This is a genomic window from Acinetobacter septicus (genome assembly GCF_019355975.1).
Classification (GTDB): Bacteria; Pseudomonadota; Gammaproteobacteria; order Pseudomonadales; family Moraxellaceae; genus Acinetobacter; species Acinetobacter ursingii.
Window position 1 is genome coordinate 80,830 of record NZ_CP079899.1, and the last position, 17,689, is coordinate 98,518.

Consider the following 17,689-nt stretch of genomic DNA (forward strand, 5'->3'; position numbering starts at 1 on the left):
CAATGGCGCTCGTCATTATTAATTCTTTCTTGATGCTTAAATAAGTATTTTTTAAAAAAACTTTATCCGTTCATATTCTTAATATAATGAAACCTAATCAAGCAAATAGCTTAAAATTTGGAGAAAGCTCATGAATTTAAACCCTAATTTTTGCCCGATCGATTTTAACGAAGTTCACGGCGGTACTGACAATTTACCTTTGTTTTTGGTTAAAGCGTCACGCCAGGATTCTAACGATGACGAGCATAGTGAGTATTTCTTCATTCGTGCACCTCATGAGAACCGTTTGGCTTTCTTCCTTGCCCACATGTTCAAATCACATGTAGATAATGCCCTTTTGACCTTGGAAAACTTGGCTGAAGAAAATTATCAAAATATCCCTGAATTGGAAGAGTTGATGTCTTCATATGGTGTGATTGATGGCGTTGGCGAGGATACGCTTTTTGATTTCCGCGTTAAGGAACTCACACTTGATAAAGCGCTGGAGCTGGTCGAATTCATTGAAATTAACCCACTCAATACTGATATTGTGGGTTCACTATTCTTGGAGGCACTTTAATGAATAGTAGCTTTATCTTAATTAATGAAGCTATGGCGCCTATTCGTAAGAATATGGCGCTTTTGGAAACCCTGTTATCTATGATCAGTACTGCAGATCAAGACCACGGCGACCAAAGCCCAAGCTTCCACATTAATATCCATGCTGGTATTGAATTGCCTGATCATGAAATTGCATATACCACTTTAAAAGGTTTTGCAGAGCTGACCGAAGATCATAATCTTTGTATCTATATGAATCCTGAGCTGTCAGAAAATGGCTTTATGTTGCTATCCACTCAAAACGTGGTACCTGATTGCTATGACAATTCTATCTTTGTAGATCTGTCGAATCAGTTATGCAACTTCTTCAATCAAGAAGTACAGCAGTTAAACGATCAAGCGCAAACGGCGTTAAAGCTGTTGTTACAGCATAAAATCAATGGAACAGCGATTCGCACGTTCAACCCTGAACAATTGCAGATCTTACAGAAAATCGCTGCATTAGATAGCTTCATGCTCGATGACCAGCGCGATTGGTTTTACTTTTCCGAAGTGACCATTGATAACGCCTATAAAGACATGAAAAAAGGTTTAGAACTGTTGGTTCTCAACGAAGATATTAAGGATGCACTTAAACAGCTACTTGATGCAAACAACATGGAGTTTTGTGATTTACCAATACTCGTGGTTTTGTATCCCCTACTGGTTAAGTCTGAAGAAAATAACGAACTGGTACAGGCTTGCTTAAGTCATCTCATTGGCAACAACTTAATCAATGAGCCGTTTATTGCTGGTGTACAACTTGAAGCTGGTGCATTTAATAGCGAAATGAACACCTATACTTTATTGCCACACATGAAAGCAGTAAAAGAATTGCTGATAGATATTGAAGCAGATCTCACAAAAGTTTAACCGTTTTACCTGAGCTCATTGCTCAAAACCTTGGAGTTGTTATGGATACTATTGTTCGCGTTAAATCAGTTGGTGTTTTAGGTCTATCATCTAAAATCACGACATTTGTAATCGACATCGAGCTTGATGGCGGTAAATTAAAAATTGAAGATCAATTGCTTCATTTTAAGAATACTTTACGTACAAGCTATCGAGAATATGATGAAAGTTTAGCGATCGTAAACAATAAGGCTATACTTTCCAATTTAGACAATGCAGTAAAACCAAACGAATTGCATGCTTTAGTTGATGATTATATCGACTCAGTTTGGGTAACAGATGCCAATAAAAACACCACTCAACAGCGCCGTGCGTCACTTGGTTTGCACAATCCAACGATAAAAGACAAAGGTGTTTTGAAAGAAGCCCTTTTAAGTGAAGTGAAGTTAGCCTACAAAAACTATATCAATCAGAACGTAGAAGCCTGATCAGATCGGAAGTATGTTGCGACCAGCATACTTCTTTTTTTTTGAACCTTAGCCTAGAATCATCCAATATCATCGCTTCATACCAAGAAAATCATGCCATATCTCATATATTTAATGTTCCTTGCGTTTGCAAGCGCCGTAATTTTAGTGAAAAAGGCTTATGGTCTTAACATCCAATTATTTGCAATGGGGATTGTCGTCATCATTGGACAATTGGCAATTTTTTGTTTTATCAACGCAGCGATTAACATCAACAATGAAAAACAACATCGCAATGCCGTCAAAACCTTGCACTATGGCGCTTCATTTTCATTAATTGTGGTCACTACACAGGTCTATTTATATAAGTATGTGTTGCACAAACAGGAATATTTGACCATGGCAATTTACTTTTTAGGAACGTGGTTTGCAATCACCCTTTTAGACTCAGTGTTTAAGTTGATCAAAGTTGGTATTTTTAATAGCAAGAAAGACAGTGCTGAAGTTGTGAACTCAACGCGTAAAGTGACGGTAATTACATTAGCGATCTGTATGTTTGGGTATTACTTATTTAGCAAATATGCATTAAACATTAACGTACTAAACTAGACATCTTGTAAGGAAAACCGCACCTAATACACAAGCGCAATAACCAGCAAAAAAGAACATCCTTTTAATTATTGCGCTAATCTTTTCCGTCACAGCACTGTTATAAACAAAAAACACAATCATAAACATTAAACCGATCGTGCAGGCGAATAAGGTAAAACCAATTAAATAAGTAAAAGCAAAGTCAAAGTTTAATACCACTGGAAAACCAATAGATACAGCCATTAAAGCTATTGTACTTGATGCATTCATATCTTAAAGCCCATCTAGCAACTGGCTTAATCGTAGCGATAAATAAGGTTTAAAACTGAAACTTTATGATTGAGATTGGTCAATGCACATTACCAAAATGTGCTTGGTATATACCAGAAAGCAAAGAACCAGACGCAAAACGCCTGGCTCTTTAAAATTGAAAGGTGAATAAAAAAACACAAAACACTTGAACGCATTTCTTATTCAAGGTCAGTTTAATTAGATTTTTTGCCCTTGTCTATGTAATGTAAAAGTGGACAGCATTAAAACAATCTATATTTTTTGAAAAAAGTTTTAAAAATGTACAGTGAAATATAATGAATGTATGAGCTCAATGCTCACCATTTGGAGAAATTATATGAACTTTGAAATCTTATCTAAAACAAAAGTTGTCGGTCTACAAGAAGATTCTCTCACCTCTTTTCAAAATTTTATGTTAGAAAATATTGCATGGGATAGCCAAGTCCGTGCTGATTATTACCAGTCAAATAAGAATACTGTACTGCTGGAGCTACCAGTACGTTTACGCCGTGACATTCAAATCGAAAACATCGACGGCGCTTTAGATGCACAAGTTAATTTTGAGCTGATCTACAAGCAAGACCAAGGCAAGTTGGTATCTTCATTGGTCGTTGATACGCAGTACTTGTTATGTATAGATGATCAGGATATTGATCTTTGGTCAATCGACAGCGAACTCAGTTTCTTACAAGAAGCTGACCGCAATCACCTTAAGAAGCTTATGCGTCATTGCGATGATCGTTTCCATGCGTGGATGCGCGAGATTAAGTCTTACTTCAATCGTTTGACAGTACAGCCGTTGCATCTTGATATGCAGATCAAAATACGCAAGATCGTAGGCTATACAGCGGTGCTACCTAAGACCTTTCCATAAGGTTTTAGGTGTCAGTATAAAAACAAATAAACCGCAATTAAGCGGTCTATTTGTTTTTGCCTAAAACGGCGTTAACAGATCTATGTAATATTTAGCGCTTGAAACTATTGGCAAGTATCTGAATAACGCTCAGCACTTCCAAAGAATGATTTACCCTGATTGTCCACGATGTCTACATACAGATCTGGTTTAACTGGAGCATTGGCGAATACAGAGCAATAAAACGGATGAATCTTTTCATTCACAAAGCGGTTTAAAGAGTCAGTTTCATCAGAAGAGTATTTATCTGCAGTTTTGCTAGACATCTGAACGTTCATATTAAAGTGTTTTGAATACTTCACTTTTTTAAGTACCGCACCAGTTTCAATCTGGTACGGTGTTTTAGTGTTAAGTAAACGCTCAACTTTACGTTTGTTTTCAGCAGTAGGAGAAAGCGCAACAGCAGATTTTAAGCTGTTTGTATTCAGGTTATTTAAAGAACTATTAGCTAAAACAGCGCACGACATAGACACTGAGATTATTGCAACTGCAGATAGTTTTAGTGTTTTGAATACGTTCATGTTTAACGACTTTCCTGTATATACTTAAATTATATACTTAATATACGATATTTGATTTTTTTGGAATTTTAATCTTATTTGATTTTGTTAATCGGTATATACCAATAAGATTGTTTATACGCAATTTAGCAAGAATCGCCCCCTTGTTTGGGGTTACAATTATTGTAATTTACAGATTGTTGATACAGGAAACCGATATGTCTGAAGAAGTAAAATACGAAGACCGTGTACGTGCTGCATACCGTTCTGCTCAAGGCAATGTAGCTCAAGAGTTCTCCCCTCACATTGTTAAAGCATGTGAAGCATCATCAAACGCACGTATGGAGCGCTTAGCAACTGGTCAAACAACATTTGACGAGGAAGAAGCTGCATTGATGAAGAAATGGAATGCACTTAAAAACAAAGCCTAATCATCGCGAATACAACCTAATCTAGCTTACAGCGGATTACCAAACCCAATCACTCATAAGTAGAACAATATGGACGATAAACTTGAGTTTTATTTAGATGCGAAAGACATCTTATCTCAACCTACCAGTTGCCAAGCGCAAGGCGACTATAAAAAGGCACTGGAAAAAGAAATCACGGAACATCGAATAGCGAAAATGGAAATTTCGCCGTTACGTGGCAATTACGATCTCGACCACCTCTCTAAAATCCATGAAAAAATCTTTGAGCATATTTACGATTGGGCTGGAGAAGTGCGTCTGGACGACATTTCTAAACGTGCGATCGACCCGAACGGTAATTATGAAATCGGTCATTTCCTAGATAAAAACCTGATCCCTGATGAACTGAATAAGTTCTCACAGGCGGTTAAAGAAAAAGACCACCTGAAAGGTTTGGACAAAGACCAGTTTGTGCAAGAGTTCACTCAGCTTTATGCCAAGTTAAATGAAGCTCACCCTTTTGAAGAGGGTAACGGTCGCGCTGCTAAACTGATGATGAACCAGCTGGCGAATGATGCTGGTTACACCATGGTATATAGCAAGGTCGCCGTATCAGATTGGAACTATGCGTTTAAACGTTCACTGACAGATCAAGAGCTTTATGTCGGTGAAAACTATGAAAACCTAGAACCGATGGAACAAGACCTCTCTTACCTTTTAAAAGTCATGGACAATATCATTGAACCATACGATCTAGTCCTGAAGCTTGAAAATACGGAAGAACAAGAGCAAGAACAGGAAAATGACCAGGATAAATCAAATGATGATGATTCACCGAGTTACGGATAATTAGATTAATCTGTATACGATAGCTTTTAATTGATTAAAAGATTCTTGAAAAAAGAATCTTTTTTTTGAGAAAAATTTATAATGAAGTGACTCAGATTAAAATAAAACCTTAGGAAAATATTGTCCGAAACTTGGAGATGAATAATGAATAACGCAGCACATCAATTTGCAAATAAAGTGGTCGCTCAATACCAATTTACAAACGGAAGTGATTCAAGTCTGAATCATTTAATTATCGGCAACAGCACCGCAGAAATTATCGACACCTTAATTTATATGCTTTTCTCAAGCCATGCTGAAACCTATGACGATGGCGTTGTTTGGTTTAAATCAGTGGACGCAATTAATGTTGAGAAGTCTTACATTACTTACAACAGTCGTGAAAACTGCATTTTTGCTTATTTTGTGTTTGATAAAAATCCATTAATGCTGAAAACAACCACATTGCATATTGATAATGTTTGTTACTTTGGATGTGAAAGCGACACCACCAATAAAACCATCGAATTTTTAGAAAAATTCAAAGTTCGTGTATCCCTTGCTAAAGAGTGCCACAAGTTCAAATTCAATACTGAGCATCATGAAACCTTGATGCATGAAACCATCAAAACCTTAAAAACTATCTATGAAGAACATAACGACATGGATGCCGAAAAGTTATCTCAACACCATGACACAACTCATTTAGTTAACACATTTCTTGCTTAACCGTACACCATACAATAAACAAAACCCGAAAAAGGATATAACAATGCTATTAGGCGCTTTAAAACAATCTCTAAGCTCAGTCATCGACATGAACCGCTACACCGCCCTTTGCTCACATGTGGAGGGTGAAAACTTGCCGTTATGCGCTCAATTTCGTGTACTTAAATATATCTTTGGTGTGCATGGTCTAAGCGCACTTAAAAATTACAAAGAAGTTGAACACATTGACGAAGCCTTTTTGAAAAAACACTTCCTACGCATGATGAACTATGACTTTGAAGCAGTCATATACCTTGCTATGGTCGGCATGCGCGAACTTATCTTAGAAGCTGATGCTTTTGACCATGACGGCGAACAAAACACCCAAAATGAGCTTAAACAAGCATTCCAATACGTTTCAGAAAATGACGTTCGTAATTTTGCTTATGTCACTCACATGGGCTATTCAGAAAAGTATTTCAACTGGAATATCATTCGCCACCAGTCTAAAGATGAAGCGGATAATCCCCTCACCTTTTGGTTATTTAAGAATGCAATGTATTCACTATTTTTCAACTTAGCCAATCGGGAATAATGCGCCAACTCATTAAGAGTATTTAAGTCCGAACTTAAGTACTCTTTTTTTTGCATTAGAAAAATAGACCGGTATATACGCTGTCTAAGCATGGCTTAAAACGTATACGATGATTTTAATTGATTAAAATATTTTAAATATCCTTTACGTGTTTTAGGTCGGTTAATTAATTCCAATAAAGTTATTCATTAGTATTTTTTAAATAAAATGACTCTATCGAAAGCAATTGCTTAAAACTTGGAGTCCTCTAATGCATCAACTAGATAAGCTAAATCATTTAAAAAATATTATTAAGCAAGTACCACATGAACGTTTTGATCTGGACAAATGGCGCACGGATTCAAAAACCGAAAATGTGACTTTTGCTCAGCTTTTACTTAGTGATGCTGATTGTTGCGTCATGGGTTGGGCGACAGCTGATGCTACTTTTAGAAGACTTAACTTCATGTTGTTTGACGGCGTTCCCCTTTATGCGCCATTCCGTGCGAATACTGGTGAGCCATTCACTTATGAAGAACTCAAAACAAATGTTGTTTATCGCGGTTCTGAAGCAGTACGTGAGTTTTTTGGACTCAATTATGAAGATGTCGATCATATTATTTTTGAGAGCAACTACGCTTTTGAAGACCCAATCAAAGACGAGATTATTGATCATATCAACCATGTTATTGATCGTGTAAACATCCGTCCACAAGACCTTGACCATTTGTTATCTAGCTCAATTGTTGCACTGGATAAAGAAGTCCGTGAGTTCACTTTAAATGATGATGAAGTCCGTGAAATATCTGTTGTGGTTGATTGCTTCAATAAGTTTTTCCCCGATGGTGCTTATCTTGAGTTTATTGCTACGGTCAACGTACCAGGTGATTGTGATCCACTGGAATACATCGCCAGCAATTACAACATTAAAGAGCCATTAGCTTTCGTTCCTAAGCCGAATGAAGCATTAGAAGAATATCTGGAAACATACCCGATCGAATATCTCATGCATAACTGGCAAGAGGATTTCATTTCGCCGTATGACGAAATCATTAATCAACGTTTAACGCATATCGCATTGCAAAATTTAAATAACGCAAAAGTAGTTCAATAAGGAAACCTACCCATGAAAATTGAAAATCCGCAATTCGTCAGTGCCATCAACGAACTTGGCTTTTACTTGCCACAGCAAGTACAACAGATACCGAACACCACAGAAGCCGGTTTTCGTGTGTATGTGATCGATACAGCAAAACATACCAACATCGAGGCACTAATTAGTGCTATTGAGAATGTCAGTATCACTTCACAGCCCTTTTATTTTCAAGATGATTACGACATGGGCGTGTTTTTTGAGGGATTTAGTTTCTTCTTGCCTATGCTCATTACACAAGACAGTGATGCACCTTTACCACTGTTCTTAATTCAACTGGATTTGTAAGTCCAACAGCGGTACGTGCGCCAGTATGTACCGCTACCCCTTTTGGCACACCGCCTAAAACTTGGAGCAGATATGAACAAAGCAACGACCGTTGAGCGTTTAGAAAAGCTGATTGAGCTAGTGATCGAGGTCATTCCTGATGAAAGCTTTGATTTCGACATTTGGCGTGATTATGACGCAAGCCATACAGAACAACACACCGATTTCTTTTCAGGTTTCACCACTGAAGAATTGTTAGATAAAAATATTGTAGGATGCCTGATTGGTTGGGCTACGTCTGTCGAGTATTTCCAAAATCTAGGTTTCAATTTTCATGGTTCTGTTGGGCCAATCTTCATGTATGAAAAAATACTCAGCAATGAAGAGCTAAAAGATGCGCCTGTTGTCACTGTACCAGTCGTTTACCAGTGGAAAGCAGTACGTGAGTTTTTTGGCATCACTCAGGAAGATGCTTTGGTGATGTTTAGCTATGACAATTACGACCAGGCCAAAATTGATAAGGACACAATGATTCGATTTATTGAACGCATCATCCAAAAATATAAGTAACCACCGAAACGGCGCAATGCCGTTTTGCTAGGCGTTATAACCGCTTACGATGGATTTTATTTGATTAAAATATCTCGATATTTTTAAATTTTGAGAAAAGTTTTTCCCCTGGTACACCCCTCTATACTTAATCCATAGCAAGCAAGGCACAAAGCCTTAAATCTGGAGTAAGTCGAATGAATACAGCGCATAAGTACGATGATCAAGTCATCATCCCCACAATAGCCGGGCAACTGGAGTTGCTGTCTGGTACCGATCTAAACAAAGAACTGGCTGAGCATGTTTTTCATGAAGCACCAGACATCGATCTAAGTATCTATGACATTTTTATTGTCTGCTTAAGTGGCGGTAAGGATTCGATTGCAGCGTATTTGCGCTTACTGGAGGCTGGAGTAGATAAAAGCAAAATTGAGCTTTGGCACCACAAAATTGATGAAGAAAACCAGCCGTTCATGGATTGGGTGTTCATGGAAAACTATACCAAAGCATTCGCTCAGGCATTCGACACACCATTGTACTTCAGTTGGCTCGAGGGCGGTTTCCTTGGCGAAATGCTCAAAGAAAACAGCTACTCAAAACCCCACTTCGTAGAAACACCAGAGGGCTTAATTAAGCTTGAACGCGATAACAACCGCAGTAAACCAGGCACACGCTTGAAGTTCCCACAACAAGCAGCCAGCCTCATGACGCGCTGGTGTTCTTCAGCGTTAAAGATCGATGTCGGACGCAGAGCATTGAACAACCAAGAACGTTTTGACGGCAAGAACATTTGTTTTATCACTGGTGAACGCCGTGAAGAGTCACCAAACCGCAGTAAGTACAACCAGCTAGAACCGCACCCATGCGACCGTAGAAGCGGTAAGAAAGCAAGACGCGTTGACTGGTGGAAGAACGTGCTTCACTTCACTGAAGAGCAAGTATGGGCGTTACTGGAGAAGTACAAGGTTACGCCACCAGTGCCATATCGCTTAGGTTGGGGCCGTAGCTCATGCATGACCTGTATCTTCAACAGTCCTAAAATCTGGTCAACCATCAGCACCTACTACCCTGAACGCGCTCAGCTGATCGCTGGTTATGAACAAAAGTTTGACTGTACGATCAGTCGCTCAAAGATCGATGTCGTCAGTCTGAGCAATCGCATTGAGCCATTCGACATTCAGGATATGGAAGCACTGGTACAGTCCAAAATTGAAAGTTATTACCTACCAGTGTTCACGGATAACTGGACGGTTCCACCAGGCGCATTCAACAAGGAGGGTTGTGGATCGCTGTAAATTAGGGTGCCATTTGGCACCTTTTTAGGATGAAAACCGCAAGCGATGTTTTTTAATTGATTAAAAATGGTTTGGAATAATTTTGTTTTTGAATAAGTTTTTGACACCACCTGTCAGCATAAAATGATTTTAAACCAATCAATATGAGATGATGTTTATGACAACTTTAAACGAAACAATGCAAAAGTTCTGTAAAGCTAAGGCAATGATGACCTATTTAATGTCTGATGATCCTATCATTGATGAATCTGTCAGCCGTTACGAAAATTGGGCATTGGCTTATGACCTTTTGGTGAGTATTGGGCATCTGGATCTAGAGCAAGTTGAGCAGATCTGGAATGAAAAAACCCATACCAATTTTACGCTTTGGGGTGTAGTTGGTGAATGCTCAATAGAAGAAATTGTATCGTATGTGACAGAAGAATATGACGCTCAAGCTGTCACACTGGCGCAGATTAATGAATTACAAGACGGTAAAACACTGGCAGAAATCTAAAATCAACCTAAGGAATGAGTTATTAATTAAGTATTAATAGCTCATTTTTTATTGTCTGAAACTATACAACTACCACCTTGAATCATTTTCACAGGCATCGCCATCGCCGTCACCATCCATCATGGTATCTGGGCAGTTTTTCACAAACCAATCAGCTTCTTCTTTAGATCGCATTTGAGAGCAATGCTTACGACCATCGCATTTATAGGCTACTGGCTTTTGATATATAGCATTTGTAGTTTGATTATCTTTATATAGATATTTCTTTAATTGAATGCTACCTAGATATGCCACCCCAATAGCTATGCTAATAAAAATTATCCATAGATATATTGGCAATGGTTTTTGCTTGTCTTGCGTTTGTTCATGGTCGGAATAGTAAACATGGATTGCCCTTTTTTTATTTTCTTTTTTAACTACCTCGAAATAAACCTCTCGACCTGGTATTGGCTGTTCACCTTTCTGAAAATCCTTAATATGGAAAAATACATCACCAAAATTACTCGTGGATATAAAACCAAAACCACGCTCAATATTATAATTTTTAATTGTTCCTGTTAGTACCACCTAAAACCTCAAATATATATTAAAAGCTATATTAATTATAATTATTAAACCTGAATAAATACTATCTTTTTTTAAAAAAAAGTTTTAAGGTTTATGGATTTATTATAATTAAAACATCAAAAGCAATTGCTTAAAACTTGGAGTAGCTATTATGAATAATTTTTTCGCTGGTGCTGAAGTCATCACTGTTTTTTCTTTACAAGACGCTTTAGAAGAGGGCGTGATTCTTTGCCTTAGCGATAAAGAAGAACATGCCAAAGATTGCAAACAGTTCTATAAGTTCCCTGTTTATATTACAAGCAACTTGTATAACAAGCACCTGACAGCTGCAAAAGCAATTTTTCCGAATGGTACGGAAGCTGATGCTGAAAAAATCAATGATTTAATGGGATATACCATCTTTGATATGTTGAACATGAGCGTTCGTGGTTCAGTTGCACTTAATGACCAAAGCGTTAAGTTTAAATATGCTCTACAAGATACACCGCATACCTTTTCTGACACCTTAATCACCAATATTGCTACGGTTGGGCCTGGCGTGAATGGTGAGCCTATCATTACTTTTATGATGCCTGAAGACCAATAAACACAACACCTAGCATTGACCAACCAATGCTAGGTTTTTTGAGATCCGAACGTTCATTGAGAGGTATTAAAAATGCAAATGGCTACTATGAAAATTGACAACCTTGACCTATTCGGCTTTGCAAATATGCAAGCAATAGAACAACAAAGAGAAAAAAACGAATTAAAACGTATAGAAACGATGAAGCTTGTCCGTTGTGACTGGTTTATCGCCGTGACATCTACTGGAGAGCTGTTTAAGTACAGTGAAAAAGTACCAGCTAAATATAAGGCGTTTAAAGGCATTAAATTATTCAAGTGCTGGAATGAAGCTACCGCGGATCTCGTGTTAAATGCCGTAAAAGGCGCAATCAAGGGTGATCATTACGAAATACCAGACGTTAAAAAAAGCAAAAAGTTTGCTGTTAATAGCTGGGTAAGAAACATTGATCTAAAGTTTCTACATTTGCCAGTCGGTCAACTCACCAACCTGTACAGGGAACATCAAGAGCGTTTAAGACTGAAGCGTGAAAAAGCCAGACTTAAAGAAAATGAAAACACGTATGACGTAGAACCGCACTAATCACACCCACCAGGAATAAGCACCCATAGCTTATTCCTTTCATAAGATGATGGCCGTAAACGGTGTTTTTAATTGATTAAAAATAACTTGAAATCATGAGCCTATCAGCCGAAATACTTTTACTGAAAAGTTATACAGGCCACATGCACCGATATAATGAATACATCAAAGCTCATTGCTTAAAACTTGGAGATACGACAATGCAACTACAAAAATTTAATACTGGTACTGCTAATGTGCGCCACTTGCTACAAAGCTTCACCCAAGCGTATGACGGTTTACCAAGTTGCGTCATCAATGTGATTGGCGTAGCAACCAAAGCAGATCCGCAGTTTATTTTTAACATTGAACTGGATGTCGTTTTATTTCACCAACATAAGTCACAAGCCTACTGCATTGAAGTCAATGCACCGTTACAGGTTCAAGCCATCGCAGACGCTCACGAATCATTTAGATTCAGTCCTGATGATTCTCATGCATTGATTGAGGGCGAAGTCATGGATGTGGCGATAAATTTACAACACCAAGCCATTAATGACATGATTCAATATGATTTGCTGTCAGATGCAGAACTGGAAAAGTTCAATACATGGAATAAAGGTTTCGCCAGTGCATTACTGACTGAATGTTTTGAAGATGTCGCAGATTTTAATGCGCTGCATAGCTCACATTTTATGGCGAACACTGTTTATTTAAGACTGATTGAGTACTTTAAAAACAACCTGTCATAAGAAACCATTAAACAAATAGAGGGAGATCCAATAAAGGTCTACCCTCTTTTTTTATGCCATTAGATTTAATGACGTATACGATGTTTTTTAATTGATTAAAAAAATATTGAAATTTTTCATTGCCAGTTCCATAAGTAATTTGAGAAAAGTTTTTAAGGGATATTTCACAGATATAATTAATTCATACCTAAGCAATTGCTTAAAACTTGGAGTTGAAGATATGAAAAGCGTACTTGATTTTTTTACAAACCGTTCTAAAACATTAAACATTATTGTGAATCCTGAATTAAATACAGGTCATTCCCTTGCTGATTTTTCGTATAACGAAGAATTGCATCAAGACCTTAATGTATTAACGGTTATTCCGCGTGATCATTACGGAAACTTTCTATCTTTAACCCTTGATGATTGGGGCGTGATTACTTCAAAAGTTCAATTCCCTGAACATCTTGATTTTAATCAATTACTCAGCATTTTTTGGGAAACACAACCCATTTTAGTTGTTACTGACATCGCACGTTCAGAAGTGCATGACAGCGACTTTTTTCAACAAAGCTTGGTCAAACAAGTCAATCTTGCATATAGCCGAGATATTGCCAGTGAATATGCACCAGAAGATGTTCACTACATCTCTCAATCTTTTGATTTAGATAAGCTGATGCGTTGCGGTGTATATCTGCAAGGTCATTGCTATTCAGCTCATGATTTCGTCATTAACAACCATAACCTATTTGAAAAAGACAGCTTGATTGTGCCTGTTTTTAACATCCACTCGACACAAAAAGAACTGCAACAATTTTTTGTGTTTGATCTGCAAGGTAGGTTTTTGGATTGCGTTGTTGGCACTGAAGTTTTGTACTAAGGAATATTGATCATGTCTAAAAAATACTTTTTGATTGAATTGAGCTACGAAGCACCAAACAACACCAGTGCTGATGCTGTTTTGCACAATGTCTATATTGATATTAATCACCCTGAAAATCTGGCGATGTTTAGCGAGTCTTGCAAGAATCGCCATGAAATTAATGAAAACCTACCCATTTGCCAGTTAATCACTTCATGGGTTCGATTACTAGGGATCTTCACCATTCTGGACAATTCAGATCAGGACAAAGAAACCCCTGTTCTCATTCAACTTGCTGACGGCGGTACTTTATCTATCGATGGTTGGGAAATTCTCGACCAAGAAACCAAAGATAGACGCTTGGCGTTACTGGACATTGAGCCAGATGAAGAACAAGACGAAGACGACCCTATTTTGTTCGCTCATGAGTATTCAGACTCAATCACTCTCACCAAAGTCGAAAAGCCAGTAGCAGAAAGTGTATATGTCGCTATGCGTAACTCTTACAGCAACAACTTTGATTTAGTTCTTGAATGTATCTTGAATCCTGAAAAACATTACAGCCTATATCAAGGCTCATATGATGGCACTCATGTTCAAGTGATCCTGAATGACTTGGCACTCCTACCATCATGTAAGACACATAAATCAGAAATTGGCGACTATGTAACATGCAATGTACTGGAGCTGTTCAAAGGCTCAATAGATGCGTATGGCGCAGAAAGTGAATTTATTGATTCATTCGTGCAACTCGACATTACACCGTACTTAGATAGCACACTGAAAATGGACTACATCGAATTGCAGTTTAGCTACCAGAGCAACGATCTCATTGCATTTTTTGGGAATGATCCATGTTCTTAACATGGATCTCTATGGAATAGGAGAAAATACAATGTCTGATCATATCTATAATTACATCATCGGCAGAATCGACAAAAGCCGTAAAATTATGGTTCTGGTGAACTACGAATCAAGATCCAATCTGGTGACTCAAGCACAGTTAATGAAAGTCCAATTCCCGAACATCAATACCTTGAGAATGTTCCTGAATGACTTTGAGCCAACGGAAAAACATGTTATCCATTACTCGAAATACAGTAAAGAAATGCCATCAGGTGCAGATGGATATTTCCTATTTTCAGAACATGACCAGCAATGGAATATTTTTGATCCGAATGTCTTAAGTCGGTTTGTTTGTATATACCAAGAATCACCAGAGTTAGATAATTACCAAGATTACATCTGTTCTTGTGAAGTCAAAAACTCACCCACACTTAAAGCAAAACATAAAAAACAAGCATTTATGGAGAAGATGATCTTCACTTCATTGGGTTTTGAGCGTTATTGCCATCATTGCAACGGTTATGAACCACTGGATCGTTTTTATTATCATTCTGATACCAAAACCTATGAATCAGTTTGCAAGCCTTGTTATGTTCCTCATTACAAACCTTACAAGATGAAAAAACTTATGACCAGTACGGTTGAAGAATATATTTAATCATTAACTAGAACTCAAAAAGATGGCAACTATTAATTATTGCCATCTTTTATTTATTTTCTTTAACATATAAATTATAAACCCTAAATATAGGATTCCTTATGACTTTAAGTTATCAGCTTAATGAACTAAATTGCTTTTTTTGATATAGATCTATGTAATCAGGTTATTTTAATATGTGAGCCTTATTTTATTTCATTAAATAGAAATAATTGATATTACTTTTATTCAACGTATACGGTGATTTTAATTGATTAAAATATTTTCATTGCTGAATCACTACCGTTGTTATATTCAGCTTCATTTATATTTTAAGAAAAAGTTATAAACGCCACTTAATAGCTATTATGGAATCTCAGATGTAGAGCACACGGCTCAAAACTTGGAGATTTTAAAATGTCACATTTCACAGTTGCAGTAGTTACCACCCCTGATGGTGATGTTGTAGATGCCCTAGAACCATTTTACGAATTTGAATGCTCAGGCATTAAAAACAAATATTGCATTTCAGAATCATCATTGGACGAAATTAAAGACCAATACGAATCGACAGAAATCACTTTGATGAAAAACTCAAAGCCTATCTTAGATGATGGTGAAGAACGCTATGCGTTTCTTGACGACCCTCGTTTCGTGCGTGATGCAACAGACTTAGAGCTTGATGCCATCAAAAACAACAAAGGTGATATTTTTGCTGACTTCCCGAACGGCGGTGAGCATTTATCAGTGGTACAGGTCAAAAACGATGATGGTACGTACTCAAGTCGCATTCGTGATTTAGGCATGTTCATTCAATGGCATCAAAAAGATGTGCCATGTACTGAAGTGTTTGAGCTTCAACAGTTCATTAATTGGTATAACGAAGAAGTTACGCCAACTGTTTTGACAGGTGAAAAACCTGATGAAAGTTGGACAGAATGGATAGAGCTTGATGCTGATGGCAAAGTGGTCGATTACTTCACCACCACCAACCCGAATCCGAAATACGATTGGTATGAAATCGGAGGACGTTGGAAAAACATGCTGTTGCGTCTTGATGGACGTAATGTGAATAGTTGCCCGATTGGTGAGCTTGATTTTGAATCCGAAATCAACCGTTTAAAAACCGAAGCCAACCGTGTTTATGACTACTTTGAAAAATGTATCGGTGATGCTTCACGTACTTGGCGTCCATTAAGTGAATTGTGGGCTGATGAATCAATCGAAACAGTCAATGAAAAGCGTGACATTTATCATAACCAAGATTCAATCAAAACAATTAGAGCCAATGACACTGATAAGTTTTATGGCTTGAGTGGCTATGATTTTGATGAATTTTTGGTGAGCCGTGAAGAATTCGTAGCTAAAAAATCAGCAAACCCATTCGGTACATACTGTTTCTTAGATGCGACCAGTGGTGATGAAATAGGCGACTGGACAGGTTCAGAGTGTGGCATGTTTGGACAGGATATTCGCAAGGAAGAAGATTGGGAAAACAAAAACCAAGCCTTGCTCAAGAGCTTTCCAAGCGACTATATAATCACGATTGTTGATTGCCATATCTAAAACCCAAACAGGGATAAGCGTAAAACCTTATCCCTTTTCTTTTGGGCATTTTTTAAAGCGCATTCGATGTTTTTTAATTGATTAAAAAGGTTTTGAATTTTTAAATTTTAAGAAAAATTAAACAGCTATTGCGCTTTGTATAATGAATATAGATTTAATCACTATCCTTAAAGGTTTTAATATGTGGAATACATTAGTTTTAATTCGTAAAACCGCAACGTCAAAAGAAATAAAAGACAAAGCTGATATGTATTTAAGCCAGTTAAATACTGCAACCATTTCAGCATCTCTTAAAGCTGAAATACTCTCTTTTATCGAATCTGTTTTAAACGATTAATCAACTTAGGCTCAACGCCTACAACTTGGAGAAACCCCATGAATTACTACAACACATTCACCATTCCATGCAATTTTAAAGTACAGCACATTGAAGATGGTCAATTTGTCGTGTTTTTTGCTGATGGCACTCAGTTAAGTTACCAGATTGAAAACACCAGCAAGGTTAAATGGATTGAACCTGAAGCATTCAGCTTAGAGCAAGTACTCCTAAGCTCAAAAGAGCCAATCAATGCCGATGATATTGACATCATTAAGTATGCTTCATACCGCTTAATTGCTGACACGCCATTGATTGATGATGATGGTAGCAATCCTGAGCCTGATTGCCTTTACTGCAAAAAATCTAGTGACACTCTTAACAGCCTCATACTTCAAGTCACTGAAGCACATACCCTCCCATGTTGGCTACTGACATCAAACGGCGTTCATATCCTAGATATTAATGAATTGACTGAAGTTTAATAACAACAATTAGTGAAGCATGTCTATTGCTTCACTTTTTGGCAGTTGAAAACCGCATTCGATGTTTTTTTAGTTGA

26 protein-coding genes are annotated in these 17,689 nt (G+C 37.5%); 23 read left to right on the forward strand and 3 right to left on the reverse strand.

The genetic code is table 11. The features are described 5' to 3' along the window. Positions 1–130 precede the first annotated feature (130 nt). From I6L31_RS16835 to I6L31_RS16850, 4 genes are all read left to right on the forward strand, one after another. A complete protein-coding gene (locus I6L31_RS16835; protein ID WP_005006083.1) occupies positions 131–559 on the forward strand; it encodes a hypothetical protein in 429 nt (142 codons plus the stop codon). Further along, positions 559–1,452: a hypothetical protein gene (locus I6L31_RS16840; protein WP_005006080.1), complete on the forward strand. Its 894-nt coding sequence runs from the start codon at positions 559–561 to the stop codon at positions 1,450–1,452. The genes I6L31_RS16835 and I6L31_RS16840 overlap by 1 nt, the downstream gene beginning before the upstream one ends. Positions 1,453–1,493: 41 nt before the next feature. Continuing rightward, a complete protein-coding gene (locus I6L31_RS16845; protein ID WP_005006077.1) occupies positions 1,494–1,919 on the forward strand; it encodes a hypothetical protein in 426 nt (141 codons plus the stop codon). Positions 1,920–2,012: 93 nt separating this feature from the next. After that, positions 2,013–2,507 carry a hypothetical protein gene (locus I6L31_RS16850; protein ID WP_005006076.1) on the forward strand — a complete coding sequence of 165 codons (495 nt, stop codon included), beginning with the start codon at positions 2,013–2,015 and terminating at the stop codon, positions 2,505–2,507. Here I6L31_RS16850 and I6L31_RS16855 read toward each other — a convergent pair. Beyond that, positions 2,499–2,759: a hypothetical protein gene (locus tag I6L31_RS16855; protein ID WP_035272626.1), complete on the reverse strand. Its 261-nt coding sequence runs from the start codon at positions 2,757–2,759 to the stop codon at positions 2,499–2,501. The genes I6L31_RS16850 and I6L31_RS16855 overlap by 9 nt on opposite strands. Before the next feature lie 358 nt (positions 2,760–3,117). On the opposite strand from I6L31_RS16855, the gene I6L31_RS16860 reads away from it, so the two are divergent. Beyond that, the gene (locus I6L31_RS16860) at positions 3,118–3,654 is read left to right on the forward strand and encodes a hypothetical protein (protein ID WP_005006075.1); all 537 of its coding nucleotides are present in this window, start codon (positions 3,118–3,120) and stop codon (positions 3,652–3,654) included. Between the two features lie 104 nt (positions 3,655–3,758). On the opposite strand, the gene I6L31_RS16865 is transcribed toward I6L31_RS16860, so the two are convergent. After that, entirely contained in the window at positions 3,759–4,214 is a 456-nt protein-coding gene (locus I6L31_RS16865; RefSeq protein WP_005006073.1) for a hypothetical protein, read from the reverse strand. A gap of 197 nt (positions 4,215–4,411) precedes the next feature. On the opposite strand from I6L31_RS16865, the gene I6L31_RS16870 reads away from it, so the two are divergent. The 9 genes from I6L31_RS16870 (at position 4,412) to I6L31_RS16910 (ending at position 10,473) form a co-directional block, all read left to right on the forward strand. Then, positions 4,412–4,624, forward strand: a complete 213-nt coding sequence (locus I6L31_RS16870) for a hypothetical protein (protein ID WP_005006071.1) — start codon at positions 4,412–4,414, stop codon at positions 4,622–4,624. 69 nt (positions 4,625–4,693) lie between these two features. Continuing rightward, positions 4,694–5,452, forward strand: a complete 759-nt coding sequence (locus I6L31_RS16875) for a Fic/DOC family protein (RefSeq protein WP_005006069.1) — start codon at positions 4,694–4,696, stop codon at positions 5,450–5,452. Positions 5,453–5,596: 144 nt separating this feature from the next. Continuing rightward, the gene (locus I6L31_RS16880; protein WP_005006063.1) at positions 5,597–6,160 is read left to right on the forward strand and encodes a hypothetical protein; all 564 of its coding nucleotides are present in this window, start codon (positions 5,597–5,599) and stop codon (positions 6,158–6,160) included. 43 nt (positions 6,161–6,203) lie between these two features. Further along, positions 6,204–6,734, forward strand: coding sequence for a hypothetical protein (locus I6L31_RS16885; RefSeq protein ID WP_005006061.1), 531 nt, complete (start codon positions 6,204–6,206; stop codon positions 6,732–6,734). 250 nt (positions 6,735–6,984) lie between these two features. Next, positions 6,985–7,827 carry a hypothetical protein gene (locus I6L31_RS16890; protein ID WP_005006057.1) on the forward strand — a complete coding sequence of 281 codons (843 nt, stop codon included), beginning with the start codon at positions 6,985–6,987 and terminating at the stop codon, positions 7,825–7,827. A 12-nt stretch (positions 7,828–7,839) separates the two neighbouring features. After that, a complete protein-coding gene (locus tag I6L31_RS16895; protein WP_005006055.1) occupies positions 7,840–8,154 on the forward strand; it encodes a hypothetical protein in 315 nt (104 codons plus the stop codon). A gap of 72 nt (positions 8,155–8,226) precedes the next feature. After that, positions 8,227–8,703, forward strand: a complete 477-nt coding sequence (locus I6L31_RS16900) for a hypothetical protein (RefSeq protein ID WP_005006052.1) — start codon at positions 8,227–8,229, stop codon at positions 8,701–8,703. A gap of 176 nt (positions 8,704–8,879) precedes the next feature. Further along, complete coding sequence (locus I6L31_RS16905; RefSeq protein ID WP_005006051.1) at positions 8,880–9,977, forward strand: adenine nucleotide alpha hydrolase family protein; 1,098 nt, start codon at positions 8,880–8,882, stop codon at positions 9,975–9,977. A gap of 157 nt (positions 9,978–10,134) precedes the next feature. After that, positions 10,135–10,473, forward strand: a complete 339-nt coding sequence (locus tag I6L31_RS16910) for a hypothetical protein (protein WP_005006049.1) — start codon at positions 10,135–10,137, stop codon at positions 10,471–10,473. 69 nt (positions 10,474–10,542) lie between these two features. On the opposite strand, the gene I6L31_RS16915 is transcribed toward I6L31_RS16910, so the two are convergent. After that, entirely contained in the window at positions 10,543–11,040 is a 498-nt protein-coding gene (locus tag I6L31_RS16915) for a cold shock domain-containing protein (RefSeq protein ID WP_005006047.1), read from the reverse strand. Between the two features lie 151 nt (positions 11,041–11,191). On the opposite strand from I6L31_RS16915, the gene I6L31_RS16920 reads away from it, so the two are divergent. The 9 genes from I6L31_RS16920 to I6L31_RS16960 all read left to right on the forward strand — a co-directional run bounded on the left by I6L31_RS16920 (position 11,192) and on the right by I6L31_RS16960 (position 17,612). Beyond that, positions 11,192–11,626: a DUF6573 family protein gene (locus I6L31_RS16920; protein WP_005006045.1), complete on the forward strand. Its 435-nt coding sequence runs from the start codon at positions 11,192–11,194 to the stop codon at positions 11,624–11,626. Between the two features lie 72 nt (positions 11,627–11,698). Then, positions 11,699–12,187 carry a hypothetical protein gene (locus tag I6L31_RS16925; RefSeq protein WP_005006043.1) on the forward strand — a complete coding sequence of 163 codons (489 nt, stop codon included), beginning with the start codon at positions 11,699–11,701 and terminating at the stop codon, positions 12,185–12,187. A 200-nt stretch (positions 12,188–12,387) separates the two neighbouring features. Continuing rightward, a complete protein-coding gene (locus I6L31_RS16930; protein WP_005006040.1) occupies positions 12,388–12,918 on the forward strand; it encodes a hypothetical protein in 531 nt (176 codons plus the stop codon). 220 nt (positions 12,919–13,138) lie between these two features. Further along, a complete protein-coding gene (locus I6L31_RS16935) occupies positions 13,139–13,780 on the forward strand; it encodes a hypothetical protein (RefSeq protein ID WP_005006038.1) in 642 nt (213 codons plus the stop codon). Positions 13,781–13,792: 12 nt separating this feature from the next. Next, on the forward strand, positions 13,793–14,626 hold the full coding sequence (locus I6L31_RS16940) for a hypothetical protein (RefSeq protein WP_005006035.1): 834 nt from the start codon (positions 13,793–13,795) through the stop codon (positions 14,624–14,626). 31 nt (positions 14,627–14,657) lie between these two features. Next, the gene (locus I6L31_RS16945) at positions 14,658–15,266 is read left to right on the forward strand and encodes a hypothetical protein (protein ID WP_005006032.1); all 609 of its coding nucleotides are present in this window, start codon (positions 14,658–14,660) and stop codon (positions 15,264–15,266) included. Positions 15,267–15,662: 396 nt separating this feature from the next. Then, positions 15,663–16,811 (forward strand): hypothetical protein, encoded by a 1,149-nt coding sequence (locus I6L31_RS16950; protein ID WP_005006031.1) that lies wholly within the window; start codon positions 15,663–15,665, stop codon positions 16,809–16,811. Between the two features lie 181 nt (positions 16,812–16,992). Beyond that, positions 16,993–17,148 carry a hypothetical protein gene (locus tag I6L31_RS16955; RefSeq protein ID WP_005006030.1) on the forward strand — a complete coding sequence of 52 codons (156 nt, stop codon included), beginning with the start codon at positions 16,993–16,995 and terminating at the stop codon, positions 17,146–17,148. A 38-nt stretch (positions 17,149–17,186) separates the two neighbouring features. Further along, positions 17,187–17,612, forward strand: coding sequence for a hypothetical protein (locus I6L31_RS16960; RefSeq protein WP_005006029.1), 426 nt, complete (start codon positions 17,187–17,189; stop codon positions 17,610–17,612). Positions 17,613–17,689 lie beyond the last annotated feature (77 nt).